15 protein-coding genes are annotated in these 16,160 nt (G+C 62.7%); 4 read left to right on the plus strand and 11 right to left on the minus strand.

Annotated features, from left to right (window positions below; all coding sequences use genetic code 11):
• Nucleotides 1–21: 21 nt before the first annotated feature.
• Both OSW16_RS24970 and OSW16_RS24975 read right to left on the minus strand, forming a co-directional pair.
• Nucleotides 22–180: a YqaE/Pmp3 family membrane protein gene (locus OSW16_RS24970; protein WP_012316587.1), complete on the minus strand. Its 159-nt coding sequence runs from the start codon at nt 178–180 to the stop codon at nt 22–24.
• Between the two features lie 227 nt (nt 181–407).
• Nucleotides 408–1,688, minus strand: a complete 1,281-nt coding sequence (locus OSW16_RS24975; RefSeq protein WP_267819253.1) for an aspartate aminotransferase family protein — start codon at nt 1,686–1,688, stop codon at nt 408–410.
• 208 nt (nt 1,689–1,896) lie between these two features.
• On the opposite strand from OSW16_RS24975, the gene OSW16_RS24980 reads away from it, so the two are divergent.
• Nucleotides 1,897–2,820: a LysR family transcriptional regulator gene (locus OSW16_RS24980; RefSeq protein ID WP_267819255.1), complete on the plus strand. Its 924-nt coding sequence runs from the start codon at nt 1,897–1,899 to the stop codon at nt 2,818–2,820.
• A 259-nt stretch (nt 2,821–3,079) separates the two neighbouring features.
• On the opposite strand, the gene OSW16_RS24985 is transcribed toward OSW16_RS24980, so the two are convergent.
• The 9 genes from OSW16_RS24985 to bioB all read right to left on the minus strand — a co-directional run bounded on the left by OSW16_RS24985 (nt 3,080) and on the right by bioB (nt 13,463).
• Complete coding sequence (locus OSW16_RS24985) at nt 3,080–4,858, minus strand: acyl-CoA dehydrogenase C-terminal domain-containing protein (protein WP_267819257.1); 1,779 nt, start codon at nt 4,856–4,858, stop codon at nt 3,080–3,082.
• A gap of 123 nt (nt 4,859–4,981) precedes the next feature.
• Nucleotides 4,982–6,265, minus strand: coding sequence for a GGDEF domain-containing protein (locus tag OSW16_RS24990; RefSeq protein WP_267819259.1), 1,284 nt, complete (start codon nt 6,263–6,265; stop codon nt 4,982–4,984).
• 213 nt (nt 6,266–6,478) lie between these two features.
• Nucleotides 6,479–8,284 (minus strand): phenylacyl-CoA dehydrogenase, encoded by a 1,806-nt coding sequence (locus OSW16_RS24995; RefSeq protein WP_241805680.1) that lies wholly within the window; start codon nt 8,282–8,284, stop codon nt 6,479–6,481.
• A 305-nt stretch (nt 8,285–8,589) separates the two neighbouring features.
• Nucleotides 8,590–8,886, minus strand: coding sequence for a pyrroloquinoline quinone biosynthesis protein PqqE (locus OSW16_RS25000; RefSeq protein ID WP_267819264.1), 297 nt, complete (start codon nt 8,884–8,886; stop codon nt 8,590–8,592).
• 118 nt (nt 8,887–9,004) lie between these two features.
• Entirely contained in the window at nt 9,005–9,685 is a 681-nt protein-coding gene (gene bioD, locus OSW16_RS25005; protein ID WP_241805678.1) for a dethiobiotin synthase, read from the minus strand.
• 10 nt (nt 9,686–9,695) lie between these two features.
• Nucleotides 9,696–10,514 (minus strand): malonyl-ACP O-methyltransferase BioC, encoded by an 819-nt coding sequence (gene bioC, locus OSW16_RS25010; protein ID WP_267819267.1) that lies wholly within the window; start codon nt 10,512–10,514, stop codon nt 9,696–9,698.
• Entirely contained in the window at nt 10,507–11,238 is a 732-nt protein-coding gene (locus OSW16_RS25015; RefSeq protein ID WP_267819269.1) for an alpha/beta fold hydrolase, read from the minus strand. The genes bioC and OSW16_RS25015 overlap by 8 nt, the downstream gene beginning before the upstream one ends.
• The gene (gene bioF / locus OSW16_RS25020) at nt 11,231–12,403 is read right to left on the minus strand and encodes an 8-amino-7-oxononanoate synthase (RefSeq protein ID WP_267819271.1); all 1,173 of its coding nucleotides are present in this window, start codon (nt 12,401–12,403) and stop codon (nt 11,231–11,233) included. Before bioF ends, OSW16_RS25015 begins: the two co-directional genes overlap by 8 nt.
• Before the next feature lies 1 nt (nt 12,404).
• Nucleotides 12,405–13,463: a biotin synthase BioB gene (gene bioB, locus OSW16_RS25025; protein ID WP_039602863.1), complete on the minus strand. Its 1,059-nt coding sequence runs from the start codon at nt 13,461–13,463 to the stop codon at nt 12,405–12,407.
• A gap of 89 nt (nt 13,464–13,552) precedes the next feature.
• Between bioB and OSW16_RS25030 the strand changes: the two genes are divergently transcribed.
• The 3 genes from OSW16_RS25030 (at nt 13,553) to OSW16_RS25040 (ending at nt 16,126) form a co-directional block, all read left to right on the plus strand.
• Nucleotides 13,553–14,290 (plus strand): ComF family protein, encoded by a 738-nt coding sequence (locus OSW16_RS25030; protein WP_267819274.1) that lies wholly within the window; start codon nt 13,553–13,555, stop codon nt 14,288–14,290.
• A 26-nt stretch (nt 14,291–14,316) separates the two neighbouring features.
• A complete protein-coding gene (locus tag OSW16_RS25035) occupies nt 14,317–15,081 on the plus strand; it encodes a TOBE domain-containing protein (protein WP_267819276.1) in 765 nt (254 codons plus the stop codon).
• Nucleotides 15,082–15,151: 70 nt separating this feature from the next.
• Nucleotides 15,152–16,126: a serine/threonine protein kinase gene (locus tag OSW16_RS25040; protein WP_241805672.1), complete on the plus strand. Its 975-nt coding sequence runs from the start codon at nt 15,152–15,154 to the stop codon at nt 16,124–16,126.
• Nucleotides 16,127–16,160: the final 34 nt, after the last annotated feature.

A 16,160-nucleotide genomic window follows, 5' to 3' on the forward strand; every position in this document is an offset into this window, starting at 1 on the left:
CGCGCTGCGGCCCCAGCAGATTCAGCGCTTGGCGATGATGTACACCGCATGCACGATACCCGGAATGTACCCCAGCAAGGTCAGCAGGATATTCAGCCAGAACGCCCCGCCGAAACCGACCTGCAGAAACACACCCAGCGGCGGCAGGATGATGGCGATAATGATGCGAATGATGTCCATGCAAGTTTCTCCTCAAAGGGTCTAAACAGAGACTAGCTGGGCATCACAGAGGTTCCACCGGTGCATGGCGCGGTTTTTTGCAAAGCCCTTGAACGGGCGCCAGAAAACCCAGATATGCACGACCTCCTCCAGTGGCTCAAGAAACTCCCCATAAAAAAACGCCCCAGGCCAAATGAATAAGGCCAGGGGCGATGCGCAGGAACGCGAGACGGTTCGTAGAATTCGTATCAGGCCGAGACCTCACCGCGGGCCTGCTGCTGTGCGTGCAGGCGGGCGAACGCCCGGGCCAGGCGCAACAGCATTTCATCGATGTTGCCTTTGCTCACGGTAAGCGCTGGCGAAAAACGCACCACATCCGCTTGCGGCGCATTCAGCAGCAGGCCTTCGTGCAGGGCCGCTGCCACCAGTTCGCGGGCCAGGTGTTCTTTCAGTTGCAGGGCCCACAGCAGGCCTTGCCCGCGTACTTCACCCAAGCCATAGCGCCCGGCCAGGCGGCTCAGGCCTTCGCGCAGGTGGCGGCCGTTATCCTGCACCTGGGCGAAAAAGCCAGGCTCCAGCACAGCGTCCAGCACAGCCAGGCCGGCGGCGCACATCAGGGCATTGCCGTGGTGGCTGCCTTCCAGTTCGCCAGGCGCAGCGCAGCATGCTGTGCCCCGGGCAAGCAAGGCAGCCAATGGCACACCGCCGCCCAGCCCCTTGCCTAAGGTGATGATGTCCGCGCGCACCCCATAAAGCTCCTCGGCCAGCAGCGCACCACAACGACCCATACCGGTCTGCACCTCATCGAGGATCAGCAGGATGCCCAGCTCACGGCACAGTGTTTCCACGCCCTTGAGGTACTCCTGCGTAGCAGGGATGACACCCGCCTCGCCCTGGACAGGCTCGAGCATGATTGCCACGGTGCGCGAATCCACTGCGGCGTGCAGGGCAGCAAGGTCATTGAATGGCACTTTGCTGAAGCCCGGCAAACCGGGCTCGCAGCGGTTGCACGGCAGCGGATCGGACGCCGACAGGGCCCCCAGGCTACGGCCATGGCAGCCCTGACTGGCAGTGATGATGTGATAAGCGCCGTTGCGGTGCAGTTGGCCCCACTTGCGCGCCAACTTGATCGCCCCCTCGCAGGCCTCGGCGCCGCTGTTGAGCAGATAGCCCTGATCGCTACCGGTGCTCTGGCACAAGCGGTTGACCAGCGCCAGCAAACCACGGCTATGGAAACCCGCCCCCGGGTTGATCAACGCCTGGGCCTGGTTGCCCAGCGCCTTCGCCACCACGCCAGGGCTGTGGCCCAGGCTGTTCACCCCGCCGCCCTGGGTAAAATCCAGGTAGGCATGCCCTTCGTGGTCCCACAACCAGGAGCCTTGGCCGCGCACGAACACTTGAGGCGCACGCTCGGTGCCGGGCATCAGGCGCTCATGCGACAACGCCGATGCGTCTGGCTCGATTACCGGCGCGCGCTTTGGCTCGACAGCCGTGGCGGGGGCCGATCGGCGCAGGTTGAACAGGTTCATGGGGGGCTCCAGCCAGTCACCGCAGGGGGCAGCGTCCGGTCTCGGCGCCGGCGCTTGATAATTTTGCCTTTCCTATCAAAAGTGTTTTTCCAACGGGGTAACAATGCGCGAATTGATTGCTGTAAGCCGCTGAAATACAGCGATAGACTAGGCTCAGGCGGCGCTAGCGGCCATTTCGTTTTTTCAGCTTTTTCGATAAGTAATACTTATGAATTTTCGCCAACTGCGTTATTTCGTCGCGGTGTATGAAGAAGGCCATGTCGGCCGCGCCGCTGAACGGCTGTCACTGTCTCAGCCGGCCCTCTCCCAGCAGATCCGCCAGCTTGAGCACAGCCTTGACCTGAGCCTTTTCGAGCGCAGCAACAAGCGCCTGCTGCCGACCCTGGCGGCTCACACCCTTTACAACCACGCCCTGCCCCTGCTCGACGGGCTGCAGCGCGCCCACGAAGCGATGCGTAACTTCAAGGGCCAATCCTTGCGCACGCTGGCCATCGGCGTGCTGCAGACAGTACGCCCCAGCCTGGTGCCGCAGTTGCTAGAGCGCTTGCGCAAGGCCCAGCCGCATCTTGTGGTACAGATCTACGAGCTGTCCGGGTTGGAAATCGAACGACGCCTGCTCAACGGCAACCTTGATATCGGTATCAGCTACCTGCCGCCACGCCAGCCAGGGCTGCACGGCTTGCTGCTGTACGAAGATGAACTGCAGTTGGTCATCCCTGATACCCATCCGTTGAAAGACTTCAAGAAGGTCTCTATCCGGCAAGCGGCTGAACTGCCGATGCTGATGCTTGGCGAGGAGTTCCAGGTCCGCCAGATCTGGAAGCAACAACTGGCCAGCCTAGGGCGCAGGCCGCAGGTTCAGGCAGAGATGAACAACATGGGCGGCATTCTCGACAGCCTGGCCCATACCGCACTGGCCACTATCCTGCCTGGCCGCGCCAAGGATGCTGCCGAAGATGACCAAGGGCTGCTGTGGAAACCCTTGAGCGAACCGCGGGTGCCGTTGAAGGTTGGCCTGGTATTTCGTGATGCGCAGCGCCAGCAAGCATCGGTTGAGTTGCTGCGTACACTGCTGGAGGAAGAGGCCGACGCACGGCAATTGGGGGCTTCAGCGCTGGATGTGCTTGGCTGAAATACACGCGCGCAAAGAAAACCCCGCCGAAGCGGGGTTTTCCCAGACTTTTTGCCTGTGACATCCTTATCGCCCTACCGTCCTGGCAGGAAATCCTTCGTTTGTCCCTGTTCTGTCCTTTGCGCTTCCTGCGCAACGTCCATGGGGAAAGATTAGCCGTGGATCCAATCTGACACCAGTGGCGAAAAGTCACCGCGTTATGTAGGAAAATGCTTACAAGCAACGTCCATCAATAAACGCGGTGCCTACATGCCACTGCTCAGAACTGTTCGGCATCCAGCAAGTACAACGACTCGCTCCCCGCCTTGACCGAAGCCACCAACGAATCCACCCGCGGCAGAAGCCTGGCGAAGTAGAACCGCGCTGTGCCCAGCTTGGCCGAGTAGAACGCCTCATCGCCCTCGCCCGCCTTGGCCGCACGCGCCATCAACGCCCACATGTAGGCATAGGCGACATAGCCAAAGGCATGCAGGTACTCGACCGATGCAGCACCGATTTCATTCGGGTTGCCTTTGGCCCGCTCCAGTACCCACTCGGTCAGCCCGTCGAGTTGGTCGAGGTAGGCACCCAGCGGCTTGGCGAACTCTTCCTGGTCAGCCCCCGCACTGGCGATGAACTGGCGAATTTCCTCAGAGAACAGCTTGTAGTAAGCACCACCACTGGCCACCACCTTGCGGCCCATCAGGTCCAGGGCCTGAATGCCGTTGGTGCCTTCGTAGATCTGGGTAATGCGTACATCGCGAACCAGCTGCTCCTGGCCCCACTCACGGATGTAGCCATGCCCACCGAACACCTGCTGGCCATGCACCGCGCACTCCAGGCCCAGATCGGTGAGGAACGCCTTGGCGACCGGGGTCAACAGTGCCACCAGCTCTTCACTGCGTTTGCGCGTACCCGGCTCTTCGCTGTACTTGGCGCTGTCCAACTGCATTGCCACGTACGTCGAGAAGGCGCGGCCACCTTCGATCAGCGCTTTCATGGTCAGCAGCATGCGGCGCACGTCCGGGTGGACGATAATAGGGTCGGCCGCCTTGTCCTTGGCCTGCGGGCCGGTAGGGGCGCGGCTCTGCAAACGGTCGCGGGCATACTCGACGGCATTCTGGTAGGAACGTTCCGCCGTGGCCAAGCCCTGAATGCCCACGCCCAGGCGCTCGTAGTTCATCATGGTGAACATCGCCGCCAGGCCCTTGTTCGGCTCACCGACGATGTAACCTACGGCTTCATCGAAGTTCATCACGCACGTAGCCGAGGCCTGGATACCCATCTTGTGCTCGATCGAGCCACAGGTAGCCGGGTTGCGCGCCCCGAGGCTGCCGTCATCGTTGACCAGGAACTTGGGCACCAGGAACAGCGAGATACCTTTAGGCCCGGCCGGTGCGTCCGGCAGCTTGGCCAGCACGAGGTGGATGATGTTTTCGGTCAGGTCGTGTTCGCCGCCGGTGATGAAGATCTTCGTGCCGCTGACCTTGTAGCTGCCATCGGCCTGGGGCTCGGCCTTGGTACGGATGATGCCGAGGTCGGTACCGGCATGGGGCTCGGTGAGGCACATGGAGCCTGCCCACACGCCGGAATACATGTTCGGCAGGTACTTTTCCTTGAGCGCTTCGCTGGCGTGGGCGTTGATCGACAGGCAGGCGCCAGCGGTCAGCATGGGGTACAGGCCAAACGCCAGGCTCGAAGCGTTGACCATTTCCTCAACCTGGGCGGAAATCGCCTTGGGCATGCCCATACCACCGTACTGGGGATCGCCGCCCACACCTACCCAGCCGCCCTCGGCGTAAGTGTTGTAGGCCTCGATGAAGCCAGCCGGGGTACTTACCGCACCGTTCTCCCAGTGACAGCCTTCTTCGTCAGCCGCGCGGCTGAGCGGCGCGATGGACTTGCTGGTGACCTTGCCTGCTTCTTCCAGAACGGCGAGTGCGGTTTGCGCATCGACCGTTTCGGCCAGCTCAGGCAGTTGCGCCCACAGCTCTGCCACGTTGAAGACTTCATTCAGAACGAAGCGCATGTCGCGCAGCGGCGCTTTATATTCAGCCATGACAACCTCTCGCGGGTAGGGTCGGGGCGGTCTCGAAGGACCGCAGCACGGGATTGAATCCAGTGTAACCGAACAACTTTTGCGAGACATAGGGTCATCAAGCGACCATATGGTCAATTACAGTCACGCAGTACGCACGGCCCCGCGCCGTGATTGTTGGCCATAAACCATGACACAGTTGCGGCCGGCACCTTTGGCGCTGTAAAGCGCCTGGTCGGCGGACTTCAGTACCTCTTCGGGGTTGCGATGCTCCATCAGGCGTTCAGCGACGCCGATACTGATGGTCACCGATACCGTGCCTGCACCACTGCCGCTGCGGCGTTGTCGCCCGGCGGAATCGTCCTGCGGCCGGTTGTTCTGGTCACGAAGCTGCATCGTGTAGTTGGCGATCATTTCCCGCACAGCTTCCACATGCGGCACGCACTCCTCGGCGGTCTTGCCGGCGAACACCAGGGCAAACTCCTCGCCACCGTAGCGGTAGGCGCGCCCGCCACCGGTGACCTTCGACAGCCGGCTGGCGACCAGGCGCAATACCTGGTCACCGACATCGTGGCCGTGGGTGTCGTTGAATTTCTTGAAGTGATCGACGTCGGTCATGGCAATCACGTAATTGCGTCCCAGGCGCTGCATGCGTTCGTTCAATGCACGCCGCCCGGGCAGGCCGGTCAGCTCGTCACGGAAGGCCATCTGGTAGGCCTCGTGAGAAACCGCCGCAGCGATCATCAACATCACCTGGCTGCACATGATGTTCAGGGTGAACGGCAGGATGAACGTCTTGGGCAGCATCCAGAAGATACCGATCAGCCCGATGATCTGAGCTGCATGCAGGGGCCTTGGCTCACGCAGGTACTGCACCACCAGCAGGATAAAAACACCCATGAACAACGGGTAGACCATCTGAATCAGGCTCATCCACTGCCCATGCAGTGACGGCCAGCGTATTTCCGCCAACCAGGCCAGCAAAGCCTGGGGAAAGCTTTGCTCCAGCGCCACGGCCACGCTACCCACAGCGAACAGCACCGCGAACCGGGCAAGCAGGTCCTGGGCCAGGTGGGTACGCTCCTGCCAGGCGCCAAACAGCCCGAACAATGCAGGCAGAAGCAGGCAGACCAGATGGAAGATCACCGCTGCGTCCTCGCGCACACGGCCGTTGTCACGGTAGTAGTCGGTCTGGGTATCGAGCAGGAAATAGGCGATGTAGACCGTGACCATCAAGAACAGCTCGCGCTGGCGACGGTAAACCGCACAGTAAGCGCCGCCCAGCAGCAGCACCAAGGTAGGCAGGACGTTGAACAGTGATGTGAAGAAGACGCTGAGGTCTCTTACGTAAGCCGCCGCAAGCCCTGCCAGCAAGAGGATCAGTGAAGGCAGGAAGTGGCTTGCGCGTACAGCGTTTAAACGAAACAAGGGTAATCTCCGACCCGGCAGATCAATAATGGCATTGTGCCCTTACTTCATCGGCAGCGCACATGAATAGATGAATGCACGGGGGTTAACGGCAGCAGGGGCGGAGGGCTTGAGCTTTTCTTGTAACCGGATCTTGGGGCGCGCAGCGGCCCCCGGAAACAAAAAAACCCGCCTGCCGGTCAAGGCAAGCGGGTTTTTGTGAAGCCTTGCGGCTTAGTAGGACAGGCCGAAGTGCTCTTCGTCCATCGCCATCAGGTTGTTGGCACCGGACAGCATGGTCGCCACATGGGTGCGAGTACGCGGCAGAATACGCTGGAAGTAGAAGCGCGCCGTCTGCAGCTTGGCAGTGTAGAAGGCCTCTTCCGAAGTGCCGGCAGCCAGCTTCTCGGCAGCCAGGCGTGCCATGTCGGCCCAGAAGTACGCCAGGCACGCATAACCGGAGTACATCAGGTAATCAACCGAGGCAGCACCTACTTCTTCGCGGTCCTTCATGGCAGCCATGCCCACTTTCATGGTCAGCTCACCCCATTCCTTGTTGATCGCAGCCAGCGGCTCGACGAACTCCTTGACCGCCTCATTGCCTTCCTGCGCCTGGCAGAACTTGTGCACGATCTTGGTGAAGCCTTTGAGCGCCTCGCCCTGGGTCATCAGCACCTTGCGGCCCAGCAGGTCGAGGGCCTGGATGCCGGTGGTGCCTTCGTACAGCATGGAAATACGGCTGTCGCGCACATTCTGCTCCATGCCCCACTCGGCGATGAAGCCGTGGCCGCCGTAGATCTGCACGCCGTGGTTGGCCGCCTCGAAGCCGACTTCGGTCATGAACGCCTTGGCGATCGGGGTCAGGAAGGCCAGCAGGGCGTCGGCCTTCTTGCGCTCTTCCTCGTCCTGGCTGTATTTGACGATATCCACCTGCTTGGCGGTGAAGTAGACCATGGCGCGGTTGCCTTCGGCGAAGGCCTTCATGGTCAGCAGCATGCGGCGAACGTCCGGGTGCACGATGATCGGGTCAGCAGCCTTGTCAGGCGCTTTGGGGCCGGTCAGCGAACGCATCTGCAGGCGGTCACGGGCGTACTTCAGGCCACCCTGGAAGGCCACCTCGGCATGGGCCAGGCCTTGCAGCGCGGTGCCCAGGCGGGCGGTGTTCATGAACGTGAACATGCAGTTCAGGCCCTTGTTGGCTGGGCCGATCAAGTAGCCGGTGGCGCTGTCGAAGTTCATCACGCAGGTAGCGTTGCCGTGGATGCCCATCTTGTGCTCGATCGAGCCGCAGCTCACGCCGTTGCGCTCACCAACCCCGCCCTGCGCGTCGGGCAGGAACTTCGGCACGATGAACAGCGAGATACCTTTGGTACCGGCCGGGGCATCCGGCAGGCGGGCCAGCACGATGTGGACGATGTTGTCGGCCATGTCGTGTTCGCCGGCAGAAATGAAGATCTTGGTGCCGGAAATGCGGTACGAGCCGTCAGCTTGCGGCTCGGCCTTGGTGCGCAGCATGCCCAGGTCGGTGCCGCAGTGCGGTTCGGTCAGGCACATGGTGCCTGTCCATTCGCCCGATACCAGTTTGGTCAGGTAGGTTTCCTGCTGCTCTTCAGTACCGTGGGCAGAAATGGTGTTCATCGCACCATGGGACAGGCCTGGGTACATGCCCCACGACCAGTTCGACTCGCCCACCATCTCGCTCAACGCCAGGCCCAGCGACTCAGGCAGGCCCTGACCGCCATGGGCGACGTCATGGGCCAGGCTCGGCCAGCCGCCTTCGACGAACTGCTCGTAGGCTTGCTTGAAACCAGTCGGGGTCTTCACGCCGGACTCGCTCCAGGTGCAGCCTTCCAGGTCACCGACGCGGTTCAGCGGGGCCAGTACCTGCTCACAGAATTTCGCGCCTTCTTCGAGGATCGCGTCCACCATGTCGGGCGTTGCGTCCTGGCAACCCGGCAGGCTCTGATAGTGCGCCTCATAGCCAAGCAGCTCGTCGCGCACGAAGCGAATATCACGCAAGGGGGCTTTGTAATCAGGCATTGCGATGAACCTCTGTGATGAGTCCGGTGGGGAGACCGCTGATACCGACCAGCTCTTGCCGGCTTTCGGTCAAACAGTTGTTTGAAACTTACGTTTAGGACTGACCGATGTCAAGGAGGGACTATGGTGCCATTTACGCCGCGAAAGATGGCGTTTATGCCATCACCTTGAAAGACACCCATGACAAAGGCAGCGGGCCTGGCCGCGAAGGCGTCGGCTCAGGCAAAAAATGCAGCCTGATCAAACGCATCCGCGGGCAGGCCCGCTTGCACAAAGCCCTGTGCAGGTTTGTGAATGTGTCGCCCTCAGGCGTAGGTATCGATGAACCGACCGAGCATTTCGTCGGAAGCCTTGGCGACTTTCACGCCCAGTTCCACCTCGGTCTTGCCCAGGGCGAGCTGCACTGTGCTGGTGGCAAGGTCCATCTGCTGGCTGCGGTCGACCGCACGCAGGCGCTCGGCCTGAAAATCGCTGGACTGGCTGGTGGCGGCGCGTTCGACAGAGTTGCTGGCGATCTGGCTGGCCGCCTGATCGACGCGGTTCTGCCCGCTCTGGATGGCGCTGAGGCCCGCGTAATACGCGGAGCTACCGGTGATTTCCATGTCAAAACTCCAATGACGCTGGATGTTAACAGGCCTGATTAAAACAGGCCTTGGCCATAAAGGCCCGTTTAAATCGCTAATGGCCCCGTGCTATCTGATAGACGTGAGGCATGGTGCTTCAGTCCAGCAAGTCCAGTTGCAGATGCTCCGCGACCGCATCGGCAGCCGCTTGCTTGAGCTTGGGCACCCGCCCCAGGCAAGGCGCTGGCAAGCGCTCGGCCAGGCTGGCGAGGTTCTCCTCCAGGCGCGATGTGCGTGGTTCGATGATATTGGCGACCCAGCCGGCCAGTTGCAGCCCGTCCCTGGCGATCGCCTCGGCGCTGAGCAAGGCGTGGTTGATGCAGCCAAGACGCACCCCGACCACCAGAATCACCGGCAACTTGAGGGCAATCGCCAGGTCGGACAGGTTGGCATGACCAGACAACGGCACGCGCCAGCCACCCGCACCTTCGACCAGGGTGAAATCCGCGCCCTGATCCAGCACGTGGCGCATGGCCTTGAGCAGGGCCGGCACCTCCAGCGTCACACCCGCTTCACGCGCCGCCACATGCGGCGCGATGGCAGGTTCAAAGGCAAAAGGGTTGATGGCCTCATAAGGCAGTTTCAGTGTGCTCTCATCGATCAATGCCTGAGCGTCAGCGTTGCGCAGCCCCTTCGCGGTAGCTGTGCAGCCGGACGCTACCGGCTTTGCACCCAGCGTGCTCAGGCCCTGCAGCCGAGCGGCATGCAACAGCCCGGCGGCGATGGTGGTCTTGCCGACGTCGGTATCGGTACCCGCAATGAAATAGGCCTGGCTCATTTCGCTCCTCTCACGCCGTTGGCTTGCGCAACACACCATAGACCACTTGATAGGTGGCGGGCAGCCCTTGCGGCTGGCGGAATGCTTCGTACGCCTGCAGCAGCCCCTGCATGCGGGCACGGCCAGTCAGGCCCGACGGCCGCCCAGGATTGATGTTGTGGGCGCCAAGTGCCTTGAGCTCATGGGTCAGCCCGCGCACATGCGGGTAGTGCAGCACATGCGCCTGCTGATGCAGGCCAAGCGGCTCAAGGCCACTTGCCGCACACAGTCGCTGATAGTCCTCGAACCGGCGGAAGCGGTTGACATGCACCATGCCATCCACAGCCTGCCAACTGGCGCGCAATTCATCGAGGGTGCCAACACACAGGCTGCTGAAGGCCAGCACACCGCCCGGGCGCAATACCCGCCGGGCTTCTTCCAGCACACTGGAGAACTGCGCGCACCACTGCACTGCCAGGCTGGAGAAAACCAGATCGACGCTGTGATCACGCAGCGGCAAGCGCTCGGCGTCGCCTGCCACATGGTAGCGGGCCCCGCCCTGCTCGCCTCGGGCATGGCGCAGCATGCCTTCGGCGATATCCACGGCCACGCCCGTCGCCAGCGTGAACCGCTCGGCCAGCACCCGGCTGAAATGCCCCGTGCCGCTGCCCAGGTCGAGCCAGCGCGATGGCGTCAGTGTGCTCGGTAGCTGCTCCAGCAGGGCCACGCCCACCGCGCGCTGCAAGGCCGCCACGCTGTCGTAGCTGGCTGCCGCACGAGAGAACGAGGCCGCTACCTGGCGCTTGTCCGGCAGCGCGCCGGGCAGGGTTGGACGGGAAAGGTCAGTCATCGCCACTCTCATGCAGGAAACTCTTGATACCCGCCGCCAATTCCTGCGGATACTCCAACAGGAAAGCGTGGGAACTCTCTTCAACCAGCCCGACTTCAACGTCGGGCAACAACTCGCTCAGCGCTTTGGCCGCCTCGGGGGGGACCAACGCATCACTGCCGGCGAACAGGTGCAGTTGCGGGCCGGCGTATGCCTGCAGCGCTTCGCGGGTATCCAGCTTTGCCAGCACCTCAAGCCCGGTGCTCAGGTACAGCGGGTCCGTCTCTGGCACGCCCACGCCCAGCTGACGCAGCAATGTGCGCGGCTGCATGGCGCCGTCACTGCACAGGCTCTTGAAACGTTTGAGGGTTACGCCGGTGTGGCTGCGGCAACCGTCGCGGAAGGTCTCGAAGGTGTCATGGGCCATACCATGCGGCCAATCCGCCCGTTCCACGAAGCAGGGGTTACTGGCCAGGGTCAGCAGCCCGCAACAGTGATCGCCACGCTTGCGCGCCAGCTCACTGGCAAGCATGCCGCCCAGCGACCAGCCGCCCAGCCAGGCATCACTGGGCAGTTTGCGGTCAAGGTAATCGACCCACGCCTGTACATCGGGGTCGGCCAGCTCCGGCAGGGGCGCCAGCTCAACCTGCAGGCGCGCGTCCTGCGCACGCAGGCTGGCGGCCAGCGGCTCAAGCGCCGCAGTCCCCAGGCCCCAGCCGGGTAGAAGGATCAATCGGTTACGCATCGGCGGCCTCCAGCTGTGGATAACAATCGGCCAATGCATTCAACAATAGCTGTACCTGCGCCTCACTGTGCGCAGCGCTCAAGGTTACCCGCAGCCGTGCACTGCCAGCAGGAACAGTAGGCGGGCGGATGGCGGTGACCAGCAGGCCACGCTCGCGCAGCATTTGTGACAGGCGCAGTGCCTGTGCACTGTCGCCGATCAGCAGCGGCTGGATCGGGGTCGGGCTGTCCATCAGCTGCAGCCCGATCTGCGCCGCGCCCTCGCGGAACTGAAGGATCAACCCGGCCAGGTGCTCGCGGCGCCAGGTCTCGCGGCGCACCAGCTCCAGGCTCTTGAGCGTGGCGCAAGCGAGTGCCGGCGGCTGGCTGGTGGTGTAGATGTAAGGCCGTGCGAACTGCACCAGTGCCTCGATCAAATCATCGCTGCCCGCAACGAAGGCGCCCGCGGTACCACACGCCTTGCCTAGCGTACCGATCAGCACCGGCACGTCGTCGATGCCCAGGCCGAAGTGTTCGACGATACCGCCGCCCTGGGCACCCAAGGTACCCAGGCCATGCGCGTCGTCGACCATCAACCAGGCCCCGCGCGCACGCGCCACCTCGGCCAGCGCAGGCAGGTCGGCCAGATCACCATCCATGCTGAACACACCGTCGGTGACCACCAGGGTATTGCCGCAGGCCTTGCCCAGGCGGTTGGCCAGGCTGACGGCATCGTTGTGCAGGTAACGGTTGAAGCGGGCACCACTGAGCAAGCCGCCATCGAGCAGCGAGGCATGATTCAAGCGGTCCTGCAGCACTGTATCGCCCTGCCCCACCAGCGCGGTGATGGCCCCGAGGTTGGCCATGTAGCCTGTGGAAAACAGCAAGGCTCGCGGGCGACCGGTCAATTCAGCCAGCGCCTCTTCGACCTGATGGTGCGGCGTGCTGTGGCCGACAACCAAGTGCGAGGCCCCGCCACCGACGCCCCAACGCTCGGCGCCGGCCTGCCAAGCGGCAATCACCTCAGGGTGGTTGGCCAGGCCCAGGTAGTCATTGCTGCAGAAAGCCAGCAACGGCTGGCCATCGACCACGACGTTCGGCCCTTGCGGGCTTTGTAACAGCGGCCGCTGCCGATACAGGTCTGCTGCGCGCCGTTCGGCAAGACGCGCGGCAAGATCGAAGGCCATCTCAGGCAGACGCGGCGTTATAGAACAGCTCGCTGCTGCGTTGCTCCACCAGCGCCTGCTCGATGGCGGCCTGGTGCACTTCGTCGGCATGCTCTTCACGCGCTTCAGGCTTGATACCCAGGCGGGCGAACAGCTGCATGTCCTTGTCGGCCTGCGGGTTGGCGGTGGTCAGCAGCTTCTCGCCGTAGAAGATCGAATTGGCGCCGGCCATGAAGGCCAGGGCCTGCATCTGCTCGTTCATCTGTTCGCGGCCGGCGGACAGGCGCACATGCGACTTGGGCATCAGCAACCGCGCCACCGCCAGCATGCGAATGAAGTCGAACGGATCGACATCTTCTTCCTCGGCCAACGGGGTTCCGGCCACTTTGACCAGCATGTTGATCGGCACCGACTCGGGATGCTCGGGCAGGTTGGCCAACTGGATCAGCAGGCCTGCACGATCGTCGAGCGACTCGCCCATGCCGAGGATGCCACCGGAGCAGATCTTCATCCCGGCATCGCGTACGTAGGCCAAGGTCTGCAGACGCTCGCTGTAAGTGCGGGTGGTGATGATGCTGCCGTAGAACTCCGGCGAGGTATCGAGGTTGTGGTTGTAGTAATCCAGGCCTGCCTGGGCCAGCGCCTGGGTCTGGTCCTGATCGAGCTTGCCGAGGGTCATGCAGGTTTCCAGCCCCATGGCCTTGACCCCTTTGACCATTTCCAGCACGTAGGGCATGTCCTTGGCCGAGGGGTGCTTCCAGGCGGCGCCCATGCAGAAGCGGGTGGAGCCGATGGCCTTGGCCCGTGCCGCTTCTTCGAGCACCTTCTGCACCTCCATCAGCTTCTGTTTTTCCAGCCCGGTGTTGTAGTGGCCCGACTGTGGACAGTATTTGCAATCTTCCGGGCAGGCGCCGGTCTTGATCGACAGCAGCGTGGAAACCTGCACGCGGTTGGGGTCGAAATGCGCCCGATGCACGGTTTGCGCCTGGAACAGCAGGTCGTTGAACGGTTGCTGGAACAGGGCCTTCACCTCGGCCAGGGACCAGTCGTGACGTGTTGTTGCAGTTGTGCTGGCGCTCATCGGCGTTTCCTTGTTTAGGCTGTAGCTGGCGCCGGGACAGGAATGCCCGCCAGCGCATCACGGATAGCTCGCATAGTCATGGAAGGCCTATGAACTGTCAACCTTGGTTAAAAGCACTGGTTTACAAGTGTACGAATATTGACCGCTACTGTTTGCTTTGCGGCGCTTCTGCCCAGCAGCGCCACCCCATCTGCGTGGCGTGCGAGGAAGAACTGCCGTGGCTGAATGAGTACTGCATGCAGTGCGCGCTACCACTGCCAATGGCCGGCCTGACCTGCGCGCAGTGCAGCCGCCGTCCGCCTGCCTTCGAACAAGTGATAGCGCCGTGGTATTACGGCTTTCCCGTGGACACACTGATCAGCCGCTTCAAACACAATCGCCAGTGGCCATTGGGGCGCTTGATGGCCGAAATGCTCAGCCTGGATTTGCGCCACCGCTTTACCGATGGCCTGGCCAAGCCATCGCTGCTGTTGCCTGTGCCACTGGCAAAGCGTCGACAGCGCGAGCGTGGCTTCAACCAGGCAGGCATGCTGGCAAGGTGGTTGTCCAAGGCCCTGGCAATCGACTGCAACGAGCGATGGCTGCAGCGCACCCGCGAAACACCGGCGCAGCAAAGCCTGAATGCCAAGGCCAGGCGGCGCAATCTGCAACAGGCCTTTGCGGTGGTTGATCAAGGCGCGTTGCACGGCCTGCATGTGGCCGTGGTCGATGACGTGCTGACCACCGGTGCCACGGTGCAAAGCATCGCCGCCCTGTTGCGCGGCGCCGGCGCACGTCGGGTCGATGTGTATTGCCTGGCACGCACGGCAAAACCGGGGCAAGCTTGACCGGTCAGTCCCAGATAGGCGCCATCATGACCCTGCCCGCTCTCCTCACCCAGCATATCGCTCGCCGCCCACAGCGCATCGCGTTGCTTCAGCATATCGCTGAGCAAGGTTCGATCACCCGCGCCGCCAAGGCCGCAGGCATCAGCTACAAAGCCGCATGGGACGCCATAGACGAACTCAACAACCTGGCCAGCCAGCCGTTGGTCGAGCGCAGCACCGGCGGGCGCGGCGGCGGTGGCGCACGCCTGTCTGACGAAGGCGAGCGGGTACTGCGCCTGTATCAGCGTTTGCAGGCCCTGCAGGCGCAGATTCTCGAGGCCGCCGAAGAGTCCAGCGACCTTGACCTGCTTGGGCGCCTGATGTTGCGCACCAGTGCCCGCAACCAGCTGCAAGGCCAGGTCAGCGGCTTGCGCCGCGAAGGGCGGCACGACCGCGTGAGCCTGGCGCTGGGTGGCGGGCTGGAAATCGAGGCACTGATCACCCATGACAGCACGTCACGCCTGGAGCTGGCGATCGGCACCATGGTGGTGGCGTTGCTCAAGGCCGGGTGGGTGCAGCTGTTGAGCGCCGCAGATGAAGCCGAAGCAGGCAGCAATGTGCTCAAGGCAACGGTGGAACAGGTGATCGCGGATGGGCATGACACCCGTGAAGTAAGGCTGGCGCTGGGTAATGGGCAGACACTCTGTGCGTTTGCCGAGGCCCACTGGCTGGCACGAGCGGCACTGGCACCCGGTAGCCAGGTCCGGGCGCAGTTCCATCCCTCCCACGTATTGCTGGGGGTACCGGTGTAGGTTGCTCGCGCCACCCGCCAGAGGGCCGTCACTGATACCATGAGCCCCTGCAGCCCACCCCGGAGCCACCATGTCTCACCCCTTCGCGACCCTCACCCCCGACCTGGTACTGGACGCCGTGGAGAGCCTCGGCTTTCTCAGCGACGCCCGGGTACTGGCCCTGAACAGCTACGAGAACCGCGTCTACCAAGTGGGTATCGAAGGCGAGCAACCACTGATCGCCAAGTTCTATCGACCAGGCCGGTGGAGCAATGAAGCGATTCTTGAAGAACACCGCTTCACCGCCGAACTCGCCGAGTGCGAAGTGCCGGTGGTCGCCCCGCTGCAACACAATGAACAGACCCTGTTCGAGCACCAGGGCTTTCGCTTCACGCTGTTCCCCCGCCGCGGCGGCCACGCACCGGAGCCAGGCAACCTCGACCAGCTCTACCGTCTGGGCCAGTTGCTCGGCCGCCTGCATGCGGTAGCGGCCACACGCCCGTTCGAGCATCGCGAGGCCTTGACTGTGGACAACTTCGGCCACGCATCCCTGCGAACCCTGCTGGAGGGCGACTTCGTACCCCGGGAATTGCTGCCCGCCTTCGAGTCTGTAGCGCGCGAACTGCTCAAGCGGGTCGAAGACATCTACGCACGCACGGAGCACAAGGTGATGCGCCTGCACGGCGACTTGCACCCCGGCAACCTGATGCACCGCGACGACGTCTACCACGTCGTCGACCTCGATGACTGCAGGATGGGCCCGGCGGTGCAAGACCTGTGGATGATGCTGGCCGGCAGCCGTGAAGAACGCCTGGGCCAACTGGCAGAGCTGATCGACGGTTACAACGAGTTTCACGATTTCGACCCGCGCGAGCTCCCCCTGATCGAACCGCTGCGTGCCTTGCGCCAGCTGCACCATAGCGCCTGGCTGGCACGGCGCTGGGACGACCCGGCATTCCCGCGCAGCTTCCCCTGGTTTGGCCAGCCGCGGTACTGGGGCGATCAGATCCTGGCCCTGCGCGAGCAAACGGCGGCACTCGATGAGCAACCACTGAAATTGTTCTAAATGCCTGCAAAGGTCTGTCTACAATAGGCGTCGC

The sequence above is a fragment of the Pseudomonas putida genome, assembly GCF_026625125.1.
Lineage (GTDB): Bacteria > Pseudomonadota > Gammaproteobacteria > Pseudomonadales > Pseudomonadaceae > Aquipseudomonas > Aquipseudomonas putida_X.

Excerpts from the sequence above, each read along its gene's own strand:
- OSW16_RS24970 (WP_012316587.1), bottom strand. The coding sequence starts at position 180 with ATGGACATCATTCGCATCATTATCGCCATCATCCTGCCGCCGCTGGGT.
- OSW16_RS24975 (WP_267819253.1), bottom strand. The coding sequence starts at position 1,688 with ATGAACCTGTTCAACCTGCGCCGATCGGCCCCCGCCACGGCTGTCGAG.
- OSW16_RS24980 (WP_267819255.1), top strand. The coding sequence starts at position 1,897 with ATGAATTTTCGCCAACTGCGTTATTTCGTCGCGGTGTATGAAGAAGGC.
- OSW16_RS24985 (WP_267819257.1), bottom strand. The coding sequence starts at position 4,858 with ATGGCTGAATATAAAGCGCCGCTGCGCGACATGCGCTTCGTTCTGAAT.
- OSW16_RS24995 (WP_241805680.1), bottom strand. The coding sequence starts at position 8,284 with ATGCCTGATTACAAAGCCCCCTTGCGTGATATTCGCTTCGTGCGCGAC.
- OSW16_RS25000 (WP_267819264.1), bottom strand. The coding sequence starts at position 8,886 with ATGGAAATCACCGGTAGCTCCGCGTATTACGCGGGCCTCAGCGCCATC.
- bioD (WP_241805678.1), bottom strand. The coding sequence starts at position 9,685 with ATGAGCCAGGCCTATTTCATTGCGGGTACCGATACCGACGTCGGCAAG.
- bioC (WP_267819267.1), bottom strand. The coding sequence starts at position 10,514 with ATGACTGACCTTTCCCGTCCAACCCTGCCCGGCGCGCTGCCGGACAAG.
- OSW16_RS25015 (WP_267819269.1), bottom strand. The coding sequence starts at position 11,238 with ATGCGTAACCGATTGATCCTTCTACCCGGCTGGGGCCTGGGGACTGCG.
- bioF (WP_267819271.1), bottom strand. The coding sequence starts at position 12,403 with ATGGCCTTCGATCTTGCCGCGCGTCTTGCCGAACGGCGCGCAGCAGAC.
- bioB (WP_039602863.1), bottom strand. The coding sequence starts at position 13,463 with ATGAGCGCCAGCACAACTGCAACAACACGTCACGACTGGTCCCTGGCC.
- OSW16_RS25030 (WP_267819274.1), top strand. The coding sequence starts at position 13,553 with ATGAACTGTCAACCTTGGTTAAAAGCACTGGTTTACAAGTGTACGAAT.
- OSW16_RS25035 (WP_267819276.1), top strand. The coding sequence starts at position 14,317 with ATGACCCTGCCCGCTCTCCTCACCCAGCATATCGCTCGCCGCCCACAG.
- OSW16_RS25040 (WP_241805672.1), top strand. The coding sequence starts at position 15,152 with ATGTCTCACCCCTTCGCGACCCTCACCCCCGACCTGGTACTGGACGCC.